This window comes from Lutibacter sp. B1 (genome assembly GCF_012524075.1).
Taxonomy (GTDB): domain Bacteria; phylum Bacteroidota; class Bacteroidia; order Flavobacteriales; family Flavobacteriaceae; genus Lutibacter.
The window spans coordinates 1-17,673 of record NZ_JAAZUI010000003.1 but is presented as its reverse complement, the minus strand read 5'-3'; the positions used below and the strand labels follow the sequence as shown (position 1 = coordinate 17,673).

At 30.9% G+C, this 17,673-nt stretch carries 12 protein-coding genes; 4 read left to right on the top strand and 8 right to left on the bottom strand.

Going from position 1 to position 17,673, the window contains the following annotated elements; all coding sequences use genetic code 11:
* Position 1: 1 nt before the first annotated feature.
* The 5 genes from HGB55_RS02480 to HGB55_RS02460 form a co-directional block, all read right to left on the bottom strand.
* Positions 2 to 739, bottom strand: a complete 738-nt coding sequence (locus HGB55_RS02480) for a LytTR family DNA-binding domain-containing protein (RefSeq protein WP_168814333.1) — start codon at positions 737 to 739, stop codon at positions 2 to 4.
* Positions 740 to 806: 67 nt separating this feature from the next.
* Positions 807 to 3,146 carry a penicillin-binding protein 1C gene (gene pbpC, locus HGB55_RS02475; RefSeq protein WP_168814331.1) on the bottom strand — a complete coding sequence of 780 codons (2,340 nt, stop codon included), beginning with the start codon at positions 3,144 to 3,146 and terminating at the stop codon, positions 807 to 809.
* A gap of 172 nt (positions 3,147 to 3,318) precedes the next feature.
* Positions 3,319 to 8,892: an alpha-2-macroglobulin gene (locus tag HGB55_RS02470; protein ID WP_168814329.1), complete on the bottom strand. Its 5,574-nt coding sequence runs from the start codon at positions 8,890 to 8,892 to the stop codon at positions 3,319 to 3,321.
* A gap of 88 nt (positions 8,893 to 8,980) precedes the next feature.
* Positions 8,981 to 9,631, bottom strand: a complete 651-nt coding sequence (locus HGB55_RS02465) for a hemolysin III family protein (protein WP_168814327.1) — start codon at positions 9,629 to 9,631, stop codon at positions 8,981 to 8,983.
* A 43-nt stretch (positions 9,632 to 9,674) separates the two neighbouring features.
* A complete protein-coding gene (locus HGB55_RS02460) occupies positions 9,675 to 10,415 on the bottom strand; it encodes a lysophospholipid acyltransferase family protein (RefSeq protein WP_168814326.1) in 741 nt (246 codons plus the stop codon).
* 157 nt (positions 10,416 to 10,572) lie between these two features.
* Here HGB55_RS02460 and HGB55_RS02455 point away from each other — a divergent pair, with 157 nt between their 5' ends.
* On the top strand, positions 10,573 to 10,812 hold the full coding sequence (locus HGB55_RS02455; RefSeq protein ID WP_168814324.1) for a GlsB/YeaQ/YmgE family stress response membrane protein: 240 nt from the start codon (positions 10,573 to 10,575) through the stop codon (positions 10,810 to 10,812).
* A gap of 89 nt (positions 10,813 to 10,901) precedes the next feature.
* Positions 10,902 to 11,870: a tryptophan--tRNA ligase gene (trpS, locus tag HGB55_RS02450; RefSeq protein ID WP_168814322.1), complete on the top strand. Its 969-nt coding sequence runs from the start codon at positions 10,902 to 10,904 to the stop codon at positions 11,868 to 11,870.
* Positions 11,871 to 12,062: 192 nt separating this feature from the next.
* Here trpS and HGB55_RS02445 read toward each other — a convergent pair whose 3' ends face one another.
* From HGB55_RS02445 to pgk, 3 genes are all read right to left on the bottom strand, one after another.
* Positions 12,063 to 13,199 (bottom strand): glycoside hydrolase family 26 protein, encoded by a 1,137-nt coding sequence (locus HGB55_RS02445; protein WP_168814320.1) that lies wholly within the window; start codon positions 13,197 to 13,199, stop codon positions 12,063 to 12,065.
* 28 nt (positions 13,200 to 13,227) lie between these two features.
* Positions 13,228 to 14,265, bottom strand: coding sequence for an NADP(H)-dependent aldo-keto reductase (locus HGB55_RS02440; RefSeq protein ID WP_168814318.1), 1,038 nt, complete (start codon positions 14,263 to 14,265; stop codon positions 13,228 to 13,230).
* 358 nt (positions 14,266 to 14,623) lie between these two features.
* Entirely contained in the window at positions 14,624 to 15,811 is a 1,188-nt protein-coding gene (pgk, locus tag HGB55_RS02435; RefSeq protein WP_168814316.1) for a phosphoglycerate kinase, read from the bottom strand.
* A 152-nt stretch (positions 15,812 to 15,963) separates the two neighbouring features.
* On the opposite strand from pgk, the gene HGB55_RS02430 reads away from it, so the two are divergent.
* Together HGB55_RS02430 and HGB55_RS02425 are read left to right on the top strand one after the other, a co-directional pair.
* Positions 15,964 to 17,103 (top strand): DNA polymerase III subunit delta', encoded by a 1,140-nt coding sequence (locus HGB55_RS02430; protein WP_168814314.1) that lies wholly within the window; start codon positions 15,964 to 15,966, stop codon positions 17,101 to 17,103.
* A gap of 1 nt (position 17,104) precedes the next feature.
* The gene (locus tag HGB55_RS02425) at positions 17,105 to 17,500 is read left to right on the top strand and encodes a DoxX family protein (RefSeq protein WP_168814312.1); all 396 of its coding nucleotides are present in this window, start codon (positions 17,105 to 17,107) and stop codon (positions 17,498 to 17,500) included.
* The last annotated feature ends 173 nt before the right edge of the window (positions 17,501 to 17,673 follow it).

Below are 17,673 nucleotides of genomic sequence, written 5' to 3'. Positions count from 1 at the left end.
TTTAATCTAAATAAAGTTTTTTAAACAATTCCGCTTTTCTGTTTCTACTAATACTAGCAGTTAAACCATTTGTCATAATAAGTTCTCCTCCTAGACCTTTCAAATATTCTTTTACGTGATTTAAGTTTATCAAATAAGAATTATGAACTCTAAAAAAATTAGTAAATAAGAATTTTTTTTCTACTTCTTTCAATGTTTTAGATACCACTATTTCTTGTTCAGATTTTAAGTAAATAGTAGTGTAACTTTTATCCGATTTTAACATCACAACATCATCTTTGTCCAATAAATACACTTTACCATCAGCAGAAATATTGATTTTATCTTGATTATCATTCAAATTATTTAGCAATAATTGTAATTTATTTTCAAGAAAATCACCTTTTTTAGATTTTTTTATTTTAGACATTGCGTCTAATAGTTCATCCTTATCAACCGGTTTTAATAAATAATCAATAGCCGAAACTTTAATTGCTTTAAGCGCAAATTCATCATGCGCTGTAGTAAAAATCAGATTAAAATCTCTATTTTCTAATTTTTCAATCATAGTAAATCCATCCATTTCTGGCATTTGAATATCTAAAAAAACCACATCAGGTTTAGTCTCATTAATTAAATCAATAGCTTTTACAGGAGAGTTACAGGTTGTAACTTCCACATTATCAATGTAATTATTCAATTTCCATTCCAATGCTTCTAAAGCATCTTTTTCATCATCCACAAGCAATATTTGTAGCATAGTTATAGGGTTGACGTTTGGTTAGTTTAATTTGCAAGATACAACTTTTGAATTAATGTTCAAATAGTTAATCTTTAATTTCAACATTTTGTTTTATTTCATTTCCAAATTCATCTACAGCAGTTATCAAATAAATTCCTTTTTTAGGAAATATTTCTATTTCATGAATATTTTGAGTACTTCCAATAAATACATCATCCAAATACCAAAAAACTTTTACATCAGAAATTGTATGAGCTAAATTTAAAATCAAACCGTTATTTTTATCAGTAAAATCTTTGGTTAAATATATAACGGTATTTTCTTTTGGATATATAAACTCCATTACCCGGCTACTTTGCATAACACAATCTTTTCTAAAGCTTGGCAACTTTTTATAGAATGGGTTTTTATTTTGATAATAATATTCCATTAATGGTGGTAACATAAACCAACTTTTATGAATCATATTTTGCAAAGATTCGCAAGAAGAATTAACCTGGTACTGTTCATTTTTATCTAAATGCACCCAAAAATGAAACGGACAAGGTTTTGTTTTTAATCCGGTTTGTTGTACAAAAATAGTGTCTTTTACCTCACAAAATTCATTAGCTCTATAACCACTTTTACTGCATACGGGAATTTTCACTAACTCATCGTACGGCATTTCAAACCAATTACTGTTAGGTAATTCATTAAAAACATCAAATAAAATAGGTGCAGCAGCATAAATACCAACCAATCCAGGTCTGCCTTCTCCATCAGCATTACCAACCCAAACGCCAACTACAAAATCTTTGGTAGTTCCAATTGCCCAAGCATCGCGAAACCCAAAACTTGTACCTGTTTTCCAAGCTATTTTGTTTGATGAATCAAAAAATTCCCAATTTTCTTCACCTTCAGGTCTATTTACTTTATTCAAAGCATCAAAAGTTAAATAAATTGATCCTGCATCAAAAAGTGTTTTTTCAGTTGAAATTTTTTCAAAATTTGGTTTATAATTTACCAAATAGGAAGGTTCTAAAAACTCATTTGTATAATATTTTCCTTGTGTGTCATCATAATGATTTACAGTAGAAGCCATAGACGCATAACTTTTACACAAATCCCATAAATTACTTTCAGCTCCACCTAAAATTAAAGAAAGTCCGTAATGATTCGCATTGTACTTAACATCTTTTAAGTTTAATTTTTTTAAATAATGATGAAACCTGTCCAGTCCAAAGCTTTGTAACATTCTAACCGCCGGAACATTTAACGATCTGGATAAAGCGGTACTTGCCGCAACTGCTCCATCATATTCTTTACTGAAATTTTGTGGATTGTAACTTCCTATTTGAGTTGGCACATCTGCCACTAAAGTATTTGGAAGAATATCTCCTTGGTCCAGCATTGCAGCGTATAAAAAGGGTTTTAAAATACTTCCGGTACTTCTAGGTTTATTTATAATATCAACATCTTTCTGGTTTTCTTTTGTAGTTGGAGAATTTCCAACATAACTCAACACTTTTCGCGTTTTTACATCCAAAACCAACACAGCAATATTGTTAATTTGATTTTGGCTTAATTCGTTATAATGATTTTTAACGATTGCATTAACTTTTTTCTGTAAATCAATTTTTACTGAAGTTTTTACGCGTGCTCCTTTTTGGGTTTTAGCAACATTTTGCAATAAATGTGGCGCTATTTGAGGGATTTTATAAGGTTTTTGAGGTAATTTTTCTTTAATAGCCAATTCATAAGTTAGCTTGTCAATAATTTTTTCAGTAAACAATTTTTTTAATAATCGATTACGTTTGTCAACTAATTTTTGTTGATTTTTCCCCGGATAAATTAAGCTTGGAGCATTTGGTAAAACTGCTAAAGTTGCGCTTTCTGCCCAAGAAAGTTCATTGGGCAAACGACCAAAATACCGCCACGAAGCAACATCTAAACCAACAACATTACCTCCAAAAGGTGCGTTTGAGGCATAAAGTGCCAATATTTTTTCTTTTGAATATTTTAGTTCTAACCTAGTAGCTAAAATAAGTTCTTTTAACTTTTCAAAATAGGTTCTTTTTTTGTTTTTTCGCGATAAGCGAATTACTTGCTGCGTTAATGTACTTCCACCTCTTTTTACTCGATTCGATTTTGTGTTTTGATAAAATGCCTTTACAATTGAAATCGGATTAAACCCAGGATGTATATAAAAATACGCATCTTCAAATTGAACGATACACTCTTTAAATTTTTGTGGAACACTATCGTTTTGAGGAAATCTCCACTGCCCGTCATCTGCAATTTTTGCACCTAATAATGCTCCTTCAGCACTTTCAATTACTGTAGAAGTTGGATTGTTAAAGAGTTGTTTTGGTAATGAAAAATAATAAGCCGTTAATATTATAACGGCTATTATAATTTTGAATTTGTGCTTTTTTATAAATTTCATTACTCTTTTCAAACTTTATTTAACTCTCTAAAAATAAATCATTCCGAACTCGTTTAGCTACGCTGAATAAATCCAGGTTGACAATACTAATTGTCATTCCGAATGAAATGAAGTAATTTGTTAATTAATTTACAGATTACTTCATCGTTTTTCTTCTCGTTATGATGTTATTCTATTTCACAACTTCAATCCACTGTCCTTTTGTTCGAGTAAAATAGTCGTTATCATACATTGCTTCAGCTTGTAAGCCATATAAATAATACTTTCCTAAATAAGATGCATTTAGTAAAACTTTAAAGGTTTTAGATTCATTTTTTCTTAAATTGAAATAAAAATTCACACGATCATCTCGTATGTCTGTATATGTTGCTGTTCCTAAAGTTGTGCTTCCAAAATCTGTAAAGCGCGTGTTTACAATTTCCCAACCCGAAGGAAATAGTTCGGTTAAAGCTATATTATACACTTCTTCTTGTTTCAAATTACTTACTGTAACCTGCGCTTCAAATTCTGTTCCTTGTGAAAGTTTTGAAACATCAATTGTTTTTCCTTCAGAATCTCTATAGGTTACATTTAATCCTAAACCTCTTTTTTCAATAATTTCTTCACCCAAAGGCAAAATACCCGAATTTAATACATTTACAAATACTAAATTACTGTCGTTATTTGTTATTGAAATGGTATTTTGACCTTCTTTGATTTCTAATTTTCGTTGTGCAATTGCAAATTCAGAAGCTACTTTTTCTACTTTTCCATTATTTAAAGTGAACTGAAGTTTGATAGACTTTCCACCGTTTATTTCAACCATTTTTGCCATACTCAATAAGCTATATGCAGTAGTTTGTGCACTCATCCAAGCATTAGATGATAATCTTTTCGCTATATATTTAGCCAATTCCTTTGATTGTGAATTTCCGGTAAGTACCATTGTTTCTAGTGCCATCGCTCGGTTTCTATCAACAGAACCATACGTATAATAATCGCCTTGTGTGCTTTCAAAATTAATATTTGCTGTAGTTGCAATTTTATTGGAAGCTTCTTTTTGCCCTACCAATGCATACGCTGCTGCCAAACGCCATTTTGCATTGTTAGAAAGTTCTCTAAATTCTCGCAATCTATTCATTGAAGATAAGTCCGGATGCCCAGCCAAAGCTAACGTATATAATCGATACGCTTGTGATAAATCTGAATTGTACTGCTTGTAACTTGGCCTCCAACTATGCGCAGCTTCTTTTTGATATTTCAACCAATTGCTCATAAATGTTAATGGTAAAACAAATCCTTTTTTCTCTGCTTCAATCATAAAATGACCCGCATAACTTGTTCCCCAATCATTCGCTGAGTTTTGTCCCATCCAATAACTCAATCCACCGTTAGATGTTTGAAAATCTCCTAATTTTTCAATTGCGTCTTTAATATTAGCAATCATTTTTTGTTTTTGTTGCAATGGTAATTCAACTATTTTATCTAAATATAACTGAGGAAAAACACTCGATGTTACTTGCTCAACACAACCATAAGGATATTGAATTAAATACTGTAGCCTACCTGAAATATCCATTGGTGGCAAGGTTGAAAATTCAATTGCCGAAAAATTACTTCCTTTAATTCCAAATGTTTCAAAATCGATAGATTGAGTTGAATTTGGTTCTAATTCAACAGCGATAACTTTTGATGAAATTGGATTTGGATTTACCACATCAATTTCAACTTCATACGAAGATTTTTCTCCGTTCCCTGAAGCTATTACTTCAATTTTACCAATACCTTTTACATCAGAAACATCTAAATCAAAATATGCCATTTTTTCATCAGGGTTTGAAAATGATATTCTTTTAGAATTTTCACCTATTACTTTGATTCCTGCTGATAATTTTAAACTAACCTCAACATTTTTTACTTTATTTTCCATAGCAAAAACAGTAACAGGAAGTGTCACTTTTTCTCCCGGACTTAATTTACGAGGTAACGATGCTAAAACCATTAATGGTTTACGAACCGGAGTGGTAACATCGGTCTTACCATAAGCATCATTTGCATTATCTGCTGCAATAATCATAGTTCTAACCGAACCAATATATTTGGGCATCTGGATACTGTGCGAAACTGCTTCCCCTTTTGTTAAAGTAAAAGGTCCTAAAAATTTAACAACAGGCTTAAATCGATTTGCTTTTTTGTTTTTCCCACTCAAAGCTTCTCCATCACCACCAATAGCAAAAACTTGCTCTATACTTCCTCCAAAAGCACCAATTACATCATCAAAAATATCCCAAGTTTTCACTCCTAAAGCTTCTCTTGTATAAAATGCATCCCAAATTTCAGGAGTTTTAAAACGTGTTAAATCTAACAAGCCTTCTTCTACAACTGCAATGGTGTACGACATTCTTTTTCCGTTTTTTTCACTTACTTTAACAGTAAATTTTTCTTCGGGCTTCAATACTTTCGGCATTGAAATCACAGGTTCTAAACGTGTAGTTGAGTCTTCAACCAAAATTGGAATTACACCGTACAAACGCAATGGTAAATCGTTTGCTGTTGACGCGTGAGGTTGTAGCAATGAAATATTTATAAACACATTGGGTGTCATTTCTTTTGTAATAGGAATTTCAACTTTAGTTTCTCCTTTTTGTGTTTTTTGCCAAAAAGTTTTTAGAACTTCTGTCCCATTTTCAACACTAATTAATGCCTTGCCTTCTGTTCCGGAAGGAAACGTTACTATCGCTTTTTCTCCCACATTATAAGTATCTTTATCTGAAGAAAAAACTAACATTTTTGAAGCTTCCGGATCATCGGTTGGACGTTTCCACCAATCTTTATAAAAATAGGTTGTAGCTCCTGTTGCGTGACCACTTTTTTTATCAATTACTCTAATTAAGTATCTTCCACCGTCTTTATCAGGAATATTTAATGTAAATGTTCCTTTTCCGTTTGACTTGGTATTTATTTTAAGCTTCTTATAAGGTTTATGATAACTGCTACCACTATACGATGATAAATTATCAGGAGAAGAACTCCACCACCAACGCCATTCAATTTTAAAAACTTCAACTTCTATATCGTTTCTCGTTATTGGTTTTCCTTCAGAAGTAACAGTAACAACATCAAACACTATATTTTCTCCAGTATCATACGAACTGTATGTTTTTGGTTTTGGTAATTTTAAACCGATAAATGATGCATAAGGAGCATAATTTTTAGTTATTACATCGGTAGAAAAATCGCCACCATTTTCAAAAGCCTTTGTTAAAAATGCTACTTTTAACATTCCCGGAGCAGTATTTTTTAAATTTACCTTTTTGTCAATTGTCGCATTTCCATTTGCATCTAATTTACTGTCAAAAATGGTTATTTCTTCCGAAGAAAAATCTCTGGTAGGGTCGCTAAAAATATAATTTGGAAACTCATTACTAAACGCTGTTGAATTTGAAGTGAATTTGGCATTTACCTCTGTTTTAATATTTTTTGCCGGTGTACCGTGTAACCATTTTACTTCTAATTTTCCGTTTATGGGTTTGTTGTTGGATAACACCTCTTCATCAAAATCAATTTTAATTTTTAAACGATTCGGTTTAACTGTTTCAACCTTTAATTGCTTGTAAAACTTAGCTCCACCAACTGAAATTGTACTATTCCAATTCCCTGTAGGATCGGTAGTTGAAGTAGGAATTGTAAATTTATAAAAACCGTTTACATTGTTTGTTGTTAGTTGCTTATAAGCAAGTTTACCTCTTGCATCTGTAACTTCTAATTTAATGGGATGTTCTTTAGGAAGTGGATTTGCATTGTCATTTAAAACAAACGTTAGATGAATAGAATCTCCCGGTCTCCAAACGCCACGTTCACCATACACAAAACCCTTCAAACCTTTTTGTAATTTTTTTCCTGAAACGTTGAATTTGCTGAGCGATAGCGAATTTCCATCATCTAACTTTATATACGTTTTTTGTTTTCCATCTGAAACTATTGCGAAATAGGCATTTTTATCAATATCAACTCCCGTAATACCTTCATTATCTGTAACTGCTTGTGCAATTTCTTGTTGCTGATAGTTGTAAAGTGTTACTTTGGCACCGGAAACAGAATTAGTAGTTAAGATATTGGTTACAGCAAAGAAATAGGATTGATTTTCACCTTTTTTAGCTATAACTCCTAAGTTTGAAGCTAAAATATTTGCCGAAACTACCCTTTCATTAGTGTCGTAATAAGCTTTTTTACAAGGGTTTTCTCTATCTTTCCAATTGTAATAATTATTGTTATAACTATAAATTAAATTATCCCAATATTGTTCTTCTCGCTCGTCTAAATCACTCGCCTCTTCTGTTGTGTATTCGTGTTCGTCGTAGTAAAAATCTTCTTCATAATATTCTTCTAAATCTTCATTTAAAGTTGTTTCTGATCCATCACATTTAAACAACGAATAATCTTGTTTTATACTTAACTCAACTCTATAAATGGCTCCGGGATTCGATTTTATCATTTTAGATAAATCAATGGCATAAGCTTTCCATTTACCATCATTTTCTAAATCGTTATTTATAAGCGTAATTGTTTTTTTGGCTATTCTTCTTCCAACTCTTCTGATGTTATAACGATTATCGCTTCCTAAATTATTTTCTTGTAAAAATTGCAATACATTATCTTCAAATATTTTAATAACACGAACATCAACAGCTTTTAAATTTACCGCTTCAAAATTAAATTTTAAATCGTTTGAACTTGGTAAAATAACTCCGCTAGACAATAATCTAACCGCCGGTTTTAACTGTTCAAAAGCAACAACTTCAGAAAAAGGTGTTTTTAACTTATACCCGTCATTACTTTTAATACCCTGAAAAATATCTACCTGAACATTACCCACAACACGAGAGTCAGGATATACTTTTAATACATTTCCATCAACAATAAATTTTAAATTCTTCGTGTTTTTTATGGCTACTAATCCATCAAAATTTTGCTGTTTTTTTAAAGGATCAGAAAAATTAATGTTTAAATGCTGTTCCGGTGATTGAACAACATCAATGGCAAGAATGGAAAAATTATTTTTACCCGGTATTTTTAAAGTTGATTCTCCTTTATTGTCAATATTAATCTTTTTACCTGACCACGTTAAAATAACTTCAGAATCATCTTCAAAACGCTGTACGCTATCAATTATAAACTGAAAACGTTTACTTATTGAATCGGTACTTCCCCATTTAATAATTAGGTTTTTATTTTTTTGAGTAGCAGAAATCAATGTTTTGGCATTTTCTAATTCTAAAACATCGGCAGTTTGGATGTTTCCTTCAATATATTGCCACTCCTTATTGTATGATTGAAAATTTGTAGTTGTTACAATAAAATTTTGTTCAATAGTTTTAAATTTGAACGTATACGTTTTAAATTCTGACGGAACATTGTTGTACATTTTACCTAAATTTACCGTAACTGTATACTCCTTATTTTGCGCTAATTTTTTAGACGGTTGAAAAAGTAGGCTTCTTGTGTTTAACGAATACAATTTCCCTTCAACTTTTGGTGAAATGCTTACTAAATTATTTGAAACCTCTTCATTTGAAACCCAAGATTCAACCTCTTTTGATAAATCAATTCGGATAGGTTCCGCAACAGATACTTCACCAGAAGTTGTATAATTTATGTAGTCTCTAAATTTGAAAATATTATTAGTTCTTTCTTCCGGATTTTCTTTTTTACAAGACACAAAAACTACCGAAAATAATAGGGAAAATACAAGATATTGAAGTTTCATGTTAAAAAATTTTATTTGTTTAGCAAATTTCCTATGAAGTTACTAAAAAAAATAAAATAGAAACTTGTAAATTTTAGCTTAAATTAAGCTATTTATTTATGGGCAACACATAAAAAAACACCGCAATAAAATGTGAAAAGCTTCCTAACAATACAAAAATATGGAAAATGGCATGGTTGTATTTTATTTTATTAATACTATATAAAATGGCACCAACAGTATAAAAAATTCCTCCACTAAACAACCATAATAAACCCTCAAAAGGTAAATTATCTATTAGGGGTTTAATGGCAAAGATGATTAACCAACCCATAAGTACGTATGCAATGGTTGAAATTTTATCATATTTTCCTGTATAAAAAAGTTTTAGTATAATTCCGGTAATTGCAATTCCCCAAGAAACTCCAAAAATAGTCCAACCAACCCAACCTTTTAAAACTACTAAAGTAAATGGTGTGTAAGTACCTGCAATTAAAACATAAATAGCTGCATGATCAAAAATATTTAATCTAGCTCTTAATTTTGGCTTTTTTGAGTAGTGATAAAATGTTGAAGCTGAATATAATACAATTAAACTAACACCGTAAATACTAAAACTAACTATATGCCATGCGGTTCCGTATAAACTTGAATACACCACTAACAATACCAATGCTGCAACACTTAAAACCAATCCTATTGCATGAGAAATTACATTCATTTTCTCTTCAGTTGGTTCGTAAAATGTTAGTTTATTCATAATTTTACTGCTTAAATTTATTTTTTAAGTATCTAGAATACAATTATTTTAAATAAGAAATCAATTCATTATAAATTAAACCAAAAGATTTCTTTTTAATAGTAGCTACATCTTTTAAAGTTAACCCATTGGTATTGATAAATTCAAGTATTTTAACTCTTAATTTACCCGGTGATCCACTAAAAAAAGTATAAGAAAATCGTTTTTTACAATCGTAAAAAACAAGAGGTACAATTGGTATATGGTGTTCAATTGCCAGCCTAAATGCTCCATTTTTAAATTCACTTAACACTACACTTTCATCACTTGGAACCAATCCTTCAGGAAAAATACATACGCTTAATCCGTTATTCAATCTTTTTTGAGCTTCATCATACACTTCTTTTCTACTTCTAACACAATTTCTATCAACCGTAATACTTGTTCTTTTAAAAATATAACCAAATAAAGGTAATTTGGTGAGTTCTTTTTTACCAACAAATACCGAAGGATTTTTAACAACAGCCAACATGAGCATAATATCGATCATTGAAGTATGATTTGCTATAAACATATAGCTTTTATCCTTTTGTATTTGCTGTAATTTATGTACCTCGTAACTAAAACCCATTCCTAACAAAATGGTTTTTCCCCAAGCATGTGCAATTTTATAAAAGGTTTTGTAAAAACGTTCGTGTGAAATAACTACAGCTAATACCGGAGTAGCTATCAAAAGTGTGATAAATACCAAAAGATAAAACCAAATTCTCCAAAAAAAGATTAAAATATATTTTAGTATTTTCACTTAACTAGTGTTTTAAATGATTTCAAAAGTAAAAATTTTTAGTAGATATTATGATTAACTTTTACTTAAACATTTTTTTTCTTTGAATAATTAATTTAAAACTAATTAAATTTTTATAATTACATTTATAATATATTAACAATTAAACTTTTATATTATGTTATACTCAATTGTTATTGGTGGTATTGCCGGATGGCTTGCAGGCAAAATTATGAAAGGCGGAGGTTATGGTATTTTAATGAATATTGTACTTGGTATTATAGGTGGTTTGGTTGGTGGCTGGTTATTTGGCACTCTTGGCATCTATATTGTAGAAGGAACTATAGGCGATTTAATTGAAGGAGTTATAGGTGCTATAGTTATTTTATTTATTGCCGGACTTCTAAAGAAAAAATAACTTTTTACAAAATACATAAAAGCGGCATTCAGCCACTTTTTTTATGCAATTGAAATACGTACTTTTGTGCACATAAAAATTTGAAATAAATGTCAAGAATTTTAACAGGAGTACAAAGTACAGGAACACCACACTTAGGTAATTTATTAGGGGCAATTATACCTGCAATTGAAATGGCAAACGATCCAAAAAACGATTCGTATTTGTTTATTGCAGATATGCATTCGCTAACTCAAATAAAAAATGGAGAAGAATTACGTCAAAATACTTACAGTACTGCCGCAACCTGGCTTGCCTTTGGTTTAGATATTAGTAAAACGGTGTTTTACCGCCAAAGTGATATTCCTGAAGTTACTGAACTTTCTTGGTATTTAAGCTGTTTTTATCCATACCAACGTTTAACATTAGCGCATAGTTTTAAAGATAAAGCCGATAGGTTAGAAGATGTGAATGCCGGATTATTTACCTATCCAATGTTGATGGCTGCTGATATTTTATTGTATGATGCTGAAATTGTGCCTGTAGGAAAAGATCAGTTACAACATTTGGAGATGACACGTGATGTTGCCAGCAGATTCAACCATCAAATGGGAGAAACCTTAGTTGTACCGGAAGCAAAAGTTCAAAAAGATACTATGTACGTTCCGGGTACTGATGGTGGAAAAATGAGTAAATCTCAAGGAAATATTATTAATTTGTTTTTACCTGATAAGCAATTACGCAAACAAATTATGAAAATTCAGACAAATTCAACACCACTTGAAGATCCAAAAAATCCGGATACTTGTAATTTATTTGCGTTGTATAAATTAGTTGCTTCTGCAGAACAAGTTGAAGAAATGCGTACCAATTACTTAGCAGGAAACTACGGTTACGGAAATGCTAAACAAGCTTTTTACGAACTGTTGGTTAATAAATTTTCAGAAGAAAGAGCACGTTACAATTACTACATAAACAACCTGAATGAAATAGACAAAGCCTTAGAACTAGGAGCCGAAAAAGCTCGTATAATTGCTGTGGATGTTTTAAAACGTGTTAGAAATAAATTGGGATATTAAATAACGTGTGTTCGGTTAATTAAACAGATCAAAATAATTCGGGTTTATCATAGAAATCAGCATAACAATTTAAGCGCGTTAAGGATGGAATGGCTTGTTTGAGCTCTTTTTTAGTTGTTTTTATCAACTAAAAAAAGCGAGTAATGACAGCCTGACCCGAAGGGTAACGCCCAAAAAATTGAAATTTTATGTTTATTTTTTATAAATATCTTTTAAATCTTTCTCAAAAAGTGTAAACGGATTGTTATAAAATTCGATGAAATTTGGTGCGCTTATTTGCCCTGGGAAAGGTGCGTAATAATGGGTTGGGCTGTTTATATCGTTACGCCAAACTAACACATACGCTAACTGTAAACCGTCTCTTTTCAGCACTTTTAAAAGCGTATCTGTCCACCAAGTTGGGTTTGGGATTGATTCTAAACCTGTTTCGGTAAACGCTGCTAATTTCCCTGCTTTTTTTGCATAATCTGATACTATTTTGAGCTTTTTAAAGCCGGTTTCCAAATCGTAGTTATCGCGCCCGAAATTGCCATAATTATCAACACCAACCATGTCTGCCCATTCATCTCCAGGATATCTTTCTAAAAATTGTGCTTCGGTATTAAATTTAACATCGGGTGAAAAGGCATAAATAAAATTATGTACGTTTTTTTCATCTCTTAAATACGAAACGGTAAATTTCCATAATGTTTTAAATTCATCAACAGTGCAATGAGGTGCGCCCCACCAAAACCAACCACCGTCAAACTCGTGATATGGACGAAAAATAACCGGCACCAACTCTCCGTTTTTTCCTTTTATACTGTGTGCCCAATTGGCAATATCATCTAAAATTTCTTTGTATTTTTGATGTGCTTCGCCACCCGGAATAATGTATTTTACGGCTGGCAATGAAATGGAATCGTTCCAATAAAAAGCTCCTTCTGAGACCGGATTGTGAAAGTGCCATGAAATAGTTGTAACTCCACCTCTGTTATACGTATCAACTACATTTTTACGTAAATGTTCTTTATTGGCTTCTATCTGTGCTCTTGACAAATGATTTCCTGAAAAACCGCTAAAATCAACTCCGATAACTGCCGGGTGACTCCCTACAACCGATTTTACATCAGATCTTCCTTGGTCACCAACCCAACCGTGTCCATATTCTGTTGCATGTTGATGCCCAAATAAGATGTGCTTTTTAGATAGTTCTTTTAAATTATTGAATAGTGCTTTTGTTTCCTTTGTGGCATTTTTATCAATAAGATTGCTTTCTTGTGCGTTTATTGAAAGTAAAACAAACGAAAAAAGTACTATAAATAAAGTGTTGTATTTTGATGTTTTCATAATAAACAAATTTACTTTATATATTCTTTTATGGTGCTGGATTTGGTTGTAAATTTTGAATTTTATCAATTTTTTGTAAAATTTCTTCAGAAAGTTCCACGTGGATACTTTCTATATTTTCTTTTAATTGCTCCATCTTTGTTGCCCCAATAATAGTTGAAGTAACAAAGGGTTGTTGATTTACAAAAGCCAATGCCAACTGAGTTAAACTCAAATTTAGTTCTTGAGCTAATTCAGCATATTTTTGAGTTAAAAATAAGGATTGCTCACTATTATAACGAGCCATTTTTGGAAACAAGGTTAAACGTGATTTTTTAGGTTTAGTTCCGTTCAAATATTTACCGGACAACCTTCCAAAACCTAACGGAGAATATGCTAACAAACCAACATTTTCACGCATGGCAACTTCAGCCAAACCAATTTCAAAAATTCTGTTTAATAACGAATATGGATTTTGAATAGTTTTGCAACGTGTAAACTTATTTTTTTCGCTTTCTGATAAATGTCTCATTAAACCCCAAGGAGTTTCATTTGAAACACCATAATGGCGAATTTTACCTTGTTTTACAAGACTGTTTAATTTTTCTATGACCTGATGAAAATTATCACTCCAAGCTTCATCATTTTGATGTTTGTAATTTCTTTTCCCAAAAAAATTGGTATTTCTATCCGGCCAATGTAACTGATACAAGTCTATATAATCAGTTTGTAAGCGTTTTAAACTTTTTTCTATAGCATCATCAATTGCTTCATTTGTAAAGCCTAAATTTTCTCTTATATGCTTAAATACAGGATTTGGACCTGCTATTTTTGAAGCTGCTATTAAATTTTCTCGTTTTTGATCTTTTAACCAACTTCCAATAAACTTCTCGGTACTTCCTTGTGTTTCTGCTCTGCCCGGTACTGAATACATTTCGGCAGTATCAATAAAATTAATTCCTTTTTCAACTGCATAATTTAATTGTTTGTGCGCTTCAATTTCAGTGTTTTGTTCACCAAAAGTCATAGTTCCCAAACAAATTTTACTCACTTTTATTGAGGTGTTAGGTAGGATTGTGTATTTCATCTTTATTTAGAACGAAAGTTAAAAGTTTCAAATGTAACAAATTTATACTTTATACGCTTTGTAGTATGAAGCAAAAGAGGCTATTATAAAAGCGTTGAAAATCGTCATTTTGAAAGGTTATTGAGCGAAGTCGAAATAGAGTTGAAGTGTTATTTCAGAATCACAAATAATTGTTTTTTTTATATAAGAACCTGAACCAAATTCATATTGACTCAACTTCTACTTATTTAACATATAATTAGCTAGATTCGGAAATCTAAAATTCAATGTAATTAAATCAATTCTGAATTAAGAAAAAAACGCTTTTGAAAATTCAAAAGCGTTTTAATTTGTGTTAGTTATAATTATTTAAGAAATTTTATTTCAAAATTGCTTCAATACCTGGTAATGTTTTTCCTTCTAAACTTTCTAACATTGCTCCACCTCCGGTAGATACATAACTTACTTTATGTTCAAAACCAAATTGTTTTACTGCTGCAACTGAGTCTCCTCCTCCAACTAAAGAGAATGTGCCTTTTTTAGTTGCTGCTGCAATTGAGTTACCTAAAGCAATGGTTCCTTTTGCAAATTTTTCCATTTCAAAAACTCCTACAGGTCCGTTCCAAAGAATGGTTTTAGATTCCATTACAATTTTGTCAAACATTTCAATTGATTTTGGCCCTGCATCAACACCTTCCCAACCATCAGGAATTTTATCAATATCACAAATTTGTGTATTTGCATTGTTACTAAAAGCATCGGCTGCAACAACATCAACCGGAATATGAACTTGTACTCCTTTTGCTTTCGCTTTTTCTAAAATTTCAAGAGCTAGTTCTTGTTTATCATCTTCACAAATAGAATTCCCTATTTTACCTCCTTGAGCCTTGATAAATGTAAAACTCATTCCGCCACCAATAATTAAATGATCTACTTTATCTAAAATATTTTCAATAATCGTAATTTTTGAAGATACTTTAGCACCTCCTAAAATTGCCAAAACAGGTTTTTCACTATCTTCCAATACTTTTTTAATACTGATAATTTCTTGCGCCAGTAAATTTCCAAAACACTTGTTTTCAGGAAAGAATTTGGCAACAATTGTTGTAGAAGCGTGAGCTCTATGTGCTGTGCCAAAAGCATCGTTTACATATACATCTCCCAACTTGGAAAGTTTTTCTGAGAAAACTTCATCTCCTTTAGTTTCTTCAGCATAAAAACGAAGATTTTCCAACAATAAAACTTCTCCCATTTTTAAATTAGAAGCAGCTTTTTCAACCTTTTCACCTATGCAATCATCAACAAATTTAACATCTACACCTATAATTTCTGAAACTTTATCAACAATATGTTTTAAAGAGTATTTTTCTTCTACACCTTTTGGTCTTCCTAAATGAGACATTAATACAACCGCTCCACCATCTTCCAAAATTTTAATAATGGTTGGTTTAGCAGCTTCAATTCTTGTAGCATCTGTTACATTAAAATTTTCATCTAAAGGCACATTAAAATCAACTCTAATTAACGCCCTTTTGTTTTTAAAATTTATGTTCTGTATAGTTTTCATTTTAAAAGAATTTTATACTACAAATATAACTTATAATACTTAAATAATTTAAGGGATTACGGTTTTTTACGAAACCGATTTCACGCTATTTTGAAATTAAAAAAATAAAGTAAAAACAACAGATTTGCTTAAAAAGTTTTACTTTCGCTTTGATGGATTTTTCAAAAATTTTAGGACAAGAGCATTTAAAGAATCATTTAATGAAATCTACCGATAATGGAAGGATTTCTCATGCGCAATTATTTGTTGGTGATGAAGGCAGCGGTACTTTACCAACAGCTATTGCTTACGCACAATACATTTTGTGTTCTTCGAACAAAGATAAATCTGCCTGTGAGTTAAAATGCTCTAAATTAATGCATCCCGATTTACATTTTGCTTTTCCTGTAGCAACAAACGACAAGATAAAAAGCCACCCTGTAAGTAATCTGTTTTTAGAAGAATGGAGAAATTTTATACTTTCCAATCCTTACGGAAATTTATTTGAATGGCTACAATCAATAGGAATTGAAAATAAGCAAGGCCAAATTGGAGTAGATGAAGCTGAAGAAATTGTAAAAGCTTTAAAATTAAAGTCGTATGAAGGTGGTTATAAAGTAATGATTATTTGGATGGCCGAAAAAATGCATCCTTCGGCAGCAAATAAATTATTAAAATTAATTGAAGAACCACCTGAAAAAACAGTTTTTATTTTAGTTGCCATACGTGAAGATCAAATTATTTCAACCATAAAATCGCGTTGTCAGGTTTTAAATTTTCCTTTACTATCAGAAGAAGATATTACAAAAGGTTTGGTTGAAAGAGAGGGTACCGATTTACCCATTGCAAAGCAAATAGCACAGCAAGCTGATGGTAGTTTTAATAAAGCACTGCATTTATTACATAACAATAATGCCGATGAACAGTTTGAACAATGGTTTATTACTTGGGTTAGAGCAGCTTTTAAAGCAAAAGGTAACGCAACTGTGATTCAACATTTGATTGAATGGAGTGAAACAATTTCAAAAACAGGAAGAGAAACACAAAAACGTTTTTTGAATTACTGCTTACAATTTTTTAGACAAGCGTTATTGTTAAATTATAATGCAGAATCTTTAGTGTTTATTCAACCAAAAACAACTAGTTTTAAATTGGAGAACTTTGCTCCTTTTGTTCACAGTGGAAATATTTTAGAAATTAATAACGAACTGAACGATGCTATTTATCATATAGAACGAAATGGAAATGCTAAAATAATTTTGCTAGATCTATCAATAAAACTTACGCGACTTTTACACAGTAAAGAAGTATAAAATGGAAGCTATTCAACAAAATATTGCTGTAATTTTAATCTCATTCTTTTTAATTATTACCTTCTTTTTTTCAGCTTTCGAAAAGATTTTAGATTGGAAAAATACCACCATTTTTTACGCGAATCATTTTAAAAAAACAGTTTTAAAAAGTAGCATTAATTTTTGGGTAGGTTTAATTATTGTTTTTGAAATAATTACACTAGGATTATTAATTTTTGGAGTTATAAATCTAATTTTAGATTCCAATACTTATATTTTAAAAATTGCTTTTGAAATTTCTTCAATAGTATTTTTAATGCTTTTAATTGGCCAAAGAATAGCAAAGGATTATGTTGGAGCAACATCAATTACCGTATATTTTATTTTAAATATACTAGCATTGTATTTAATAAATTAACGTGAGTTCGACATAAAAAAGTTGATTTATTTACAAGAAAAAAGCAAAATAATTAGTAAATTAAAGTATTGAAATTCAATTTTATAACTAAATATTTCGCTTATGATTTCTGCTATTAAAATTACTCAAATTTTTTGTTCTATAGATGATTTTTGTTTAGAATTTGTTCCTTT

Coding starts and splice junctions, on each gene's coding strand:
- HGB55_RS02480 (WP_168814333.1), bottom strand. CDS start 739: ATGCTACAAATATTGCTTGTGGATGATGAAAAAGATGCTTTAGAAGCA.
- pbpC (WP_168814331.1), bottom strand. CDS start 3,146: ATGAAATTTATAAAAAAGCACAAATTCAAAATTATAATAGCCGTTATA.
- HGB55_RS02470 (WP_168814329.1), bottom strand. CDS start 8,892: ATGAAACTTCAATATCTTGTATTTTCCCTATTATTTTCGGTAGTTTTT.
- HGB55_RS02465 (WP_168814327.1), bottom strand. CDS start 9,631: ATGAATAAACTAACATTTTACGAACCAACTGAAGAGAAAATGAATGTA.
- HGB55_RS02455 (WP_168814324.1), top strand. CDS start 10,573: ATGTTATACTCAATTGTTATTGGTGGTATTGCCGGATGGCTTGCAGGC.
- trpS (WP_168814322.1), top strand. CDS start 10,902: ATGTCAAGAATTTTAACAGGAGTACAAAGTACAGGAACACCACACTTA.
- HGB55_RS02445 (WP_168814320.1), bottom strand. CDS start 13,199: ATGAAAACATCAAAATACAACACTTTATTTATAGTACTTTTTTCGTTT.
- HGB55_RS02440 (WP_168814318.1), bottom strand. CDS start 14,265: ATGAAATACACAATCCTACCTAACACCTCAATAAAAGTGAGTAAAATT.
- pgk (WP_168814316.1), bottom strand. CDS start 15,811: ATGAAAACTATACAGAACATAAATTTTAAAAACAAAAGGGCGTTAATT.
- HGB55_RS02430 (WP_168814314.1), top strand. CDS start 15,964: ATGGATTTTTCAAAAATTTTAGGACAAGAGCATTTAAAGAATCATTTA.
- HGB55_RS02425 (WP_168814312.1), top strand. CDS start 17,105: ATGGAAGCTATTCAACAAAATATTGCTGTAATTTTAATCTCATTCTTT.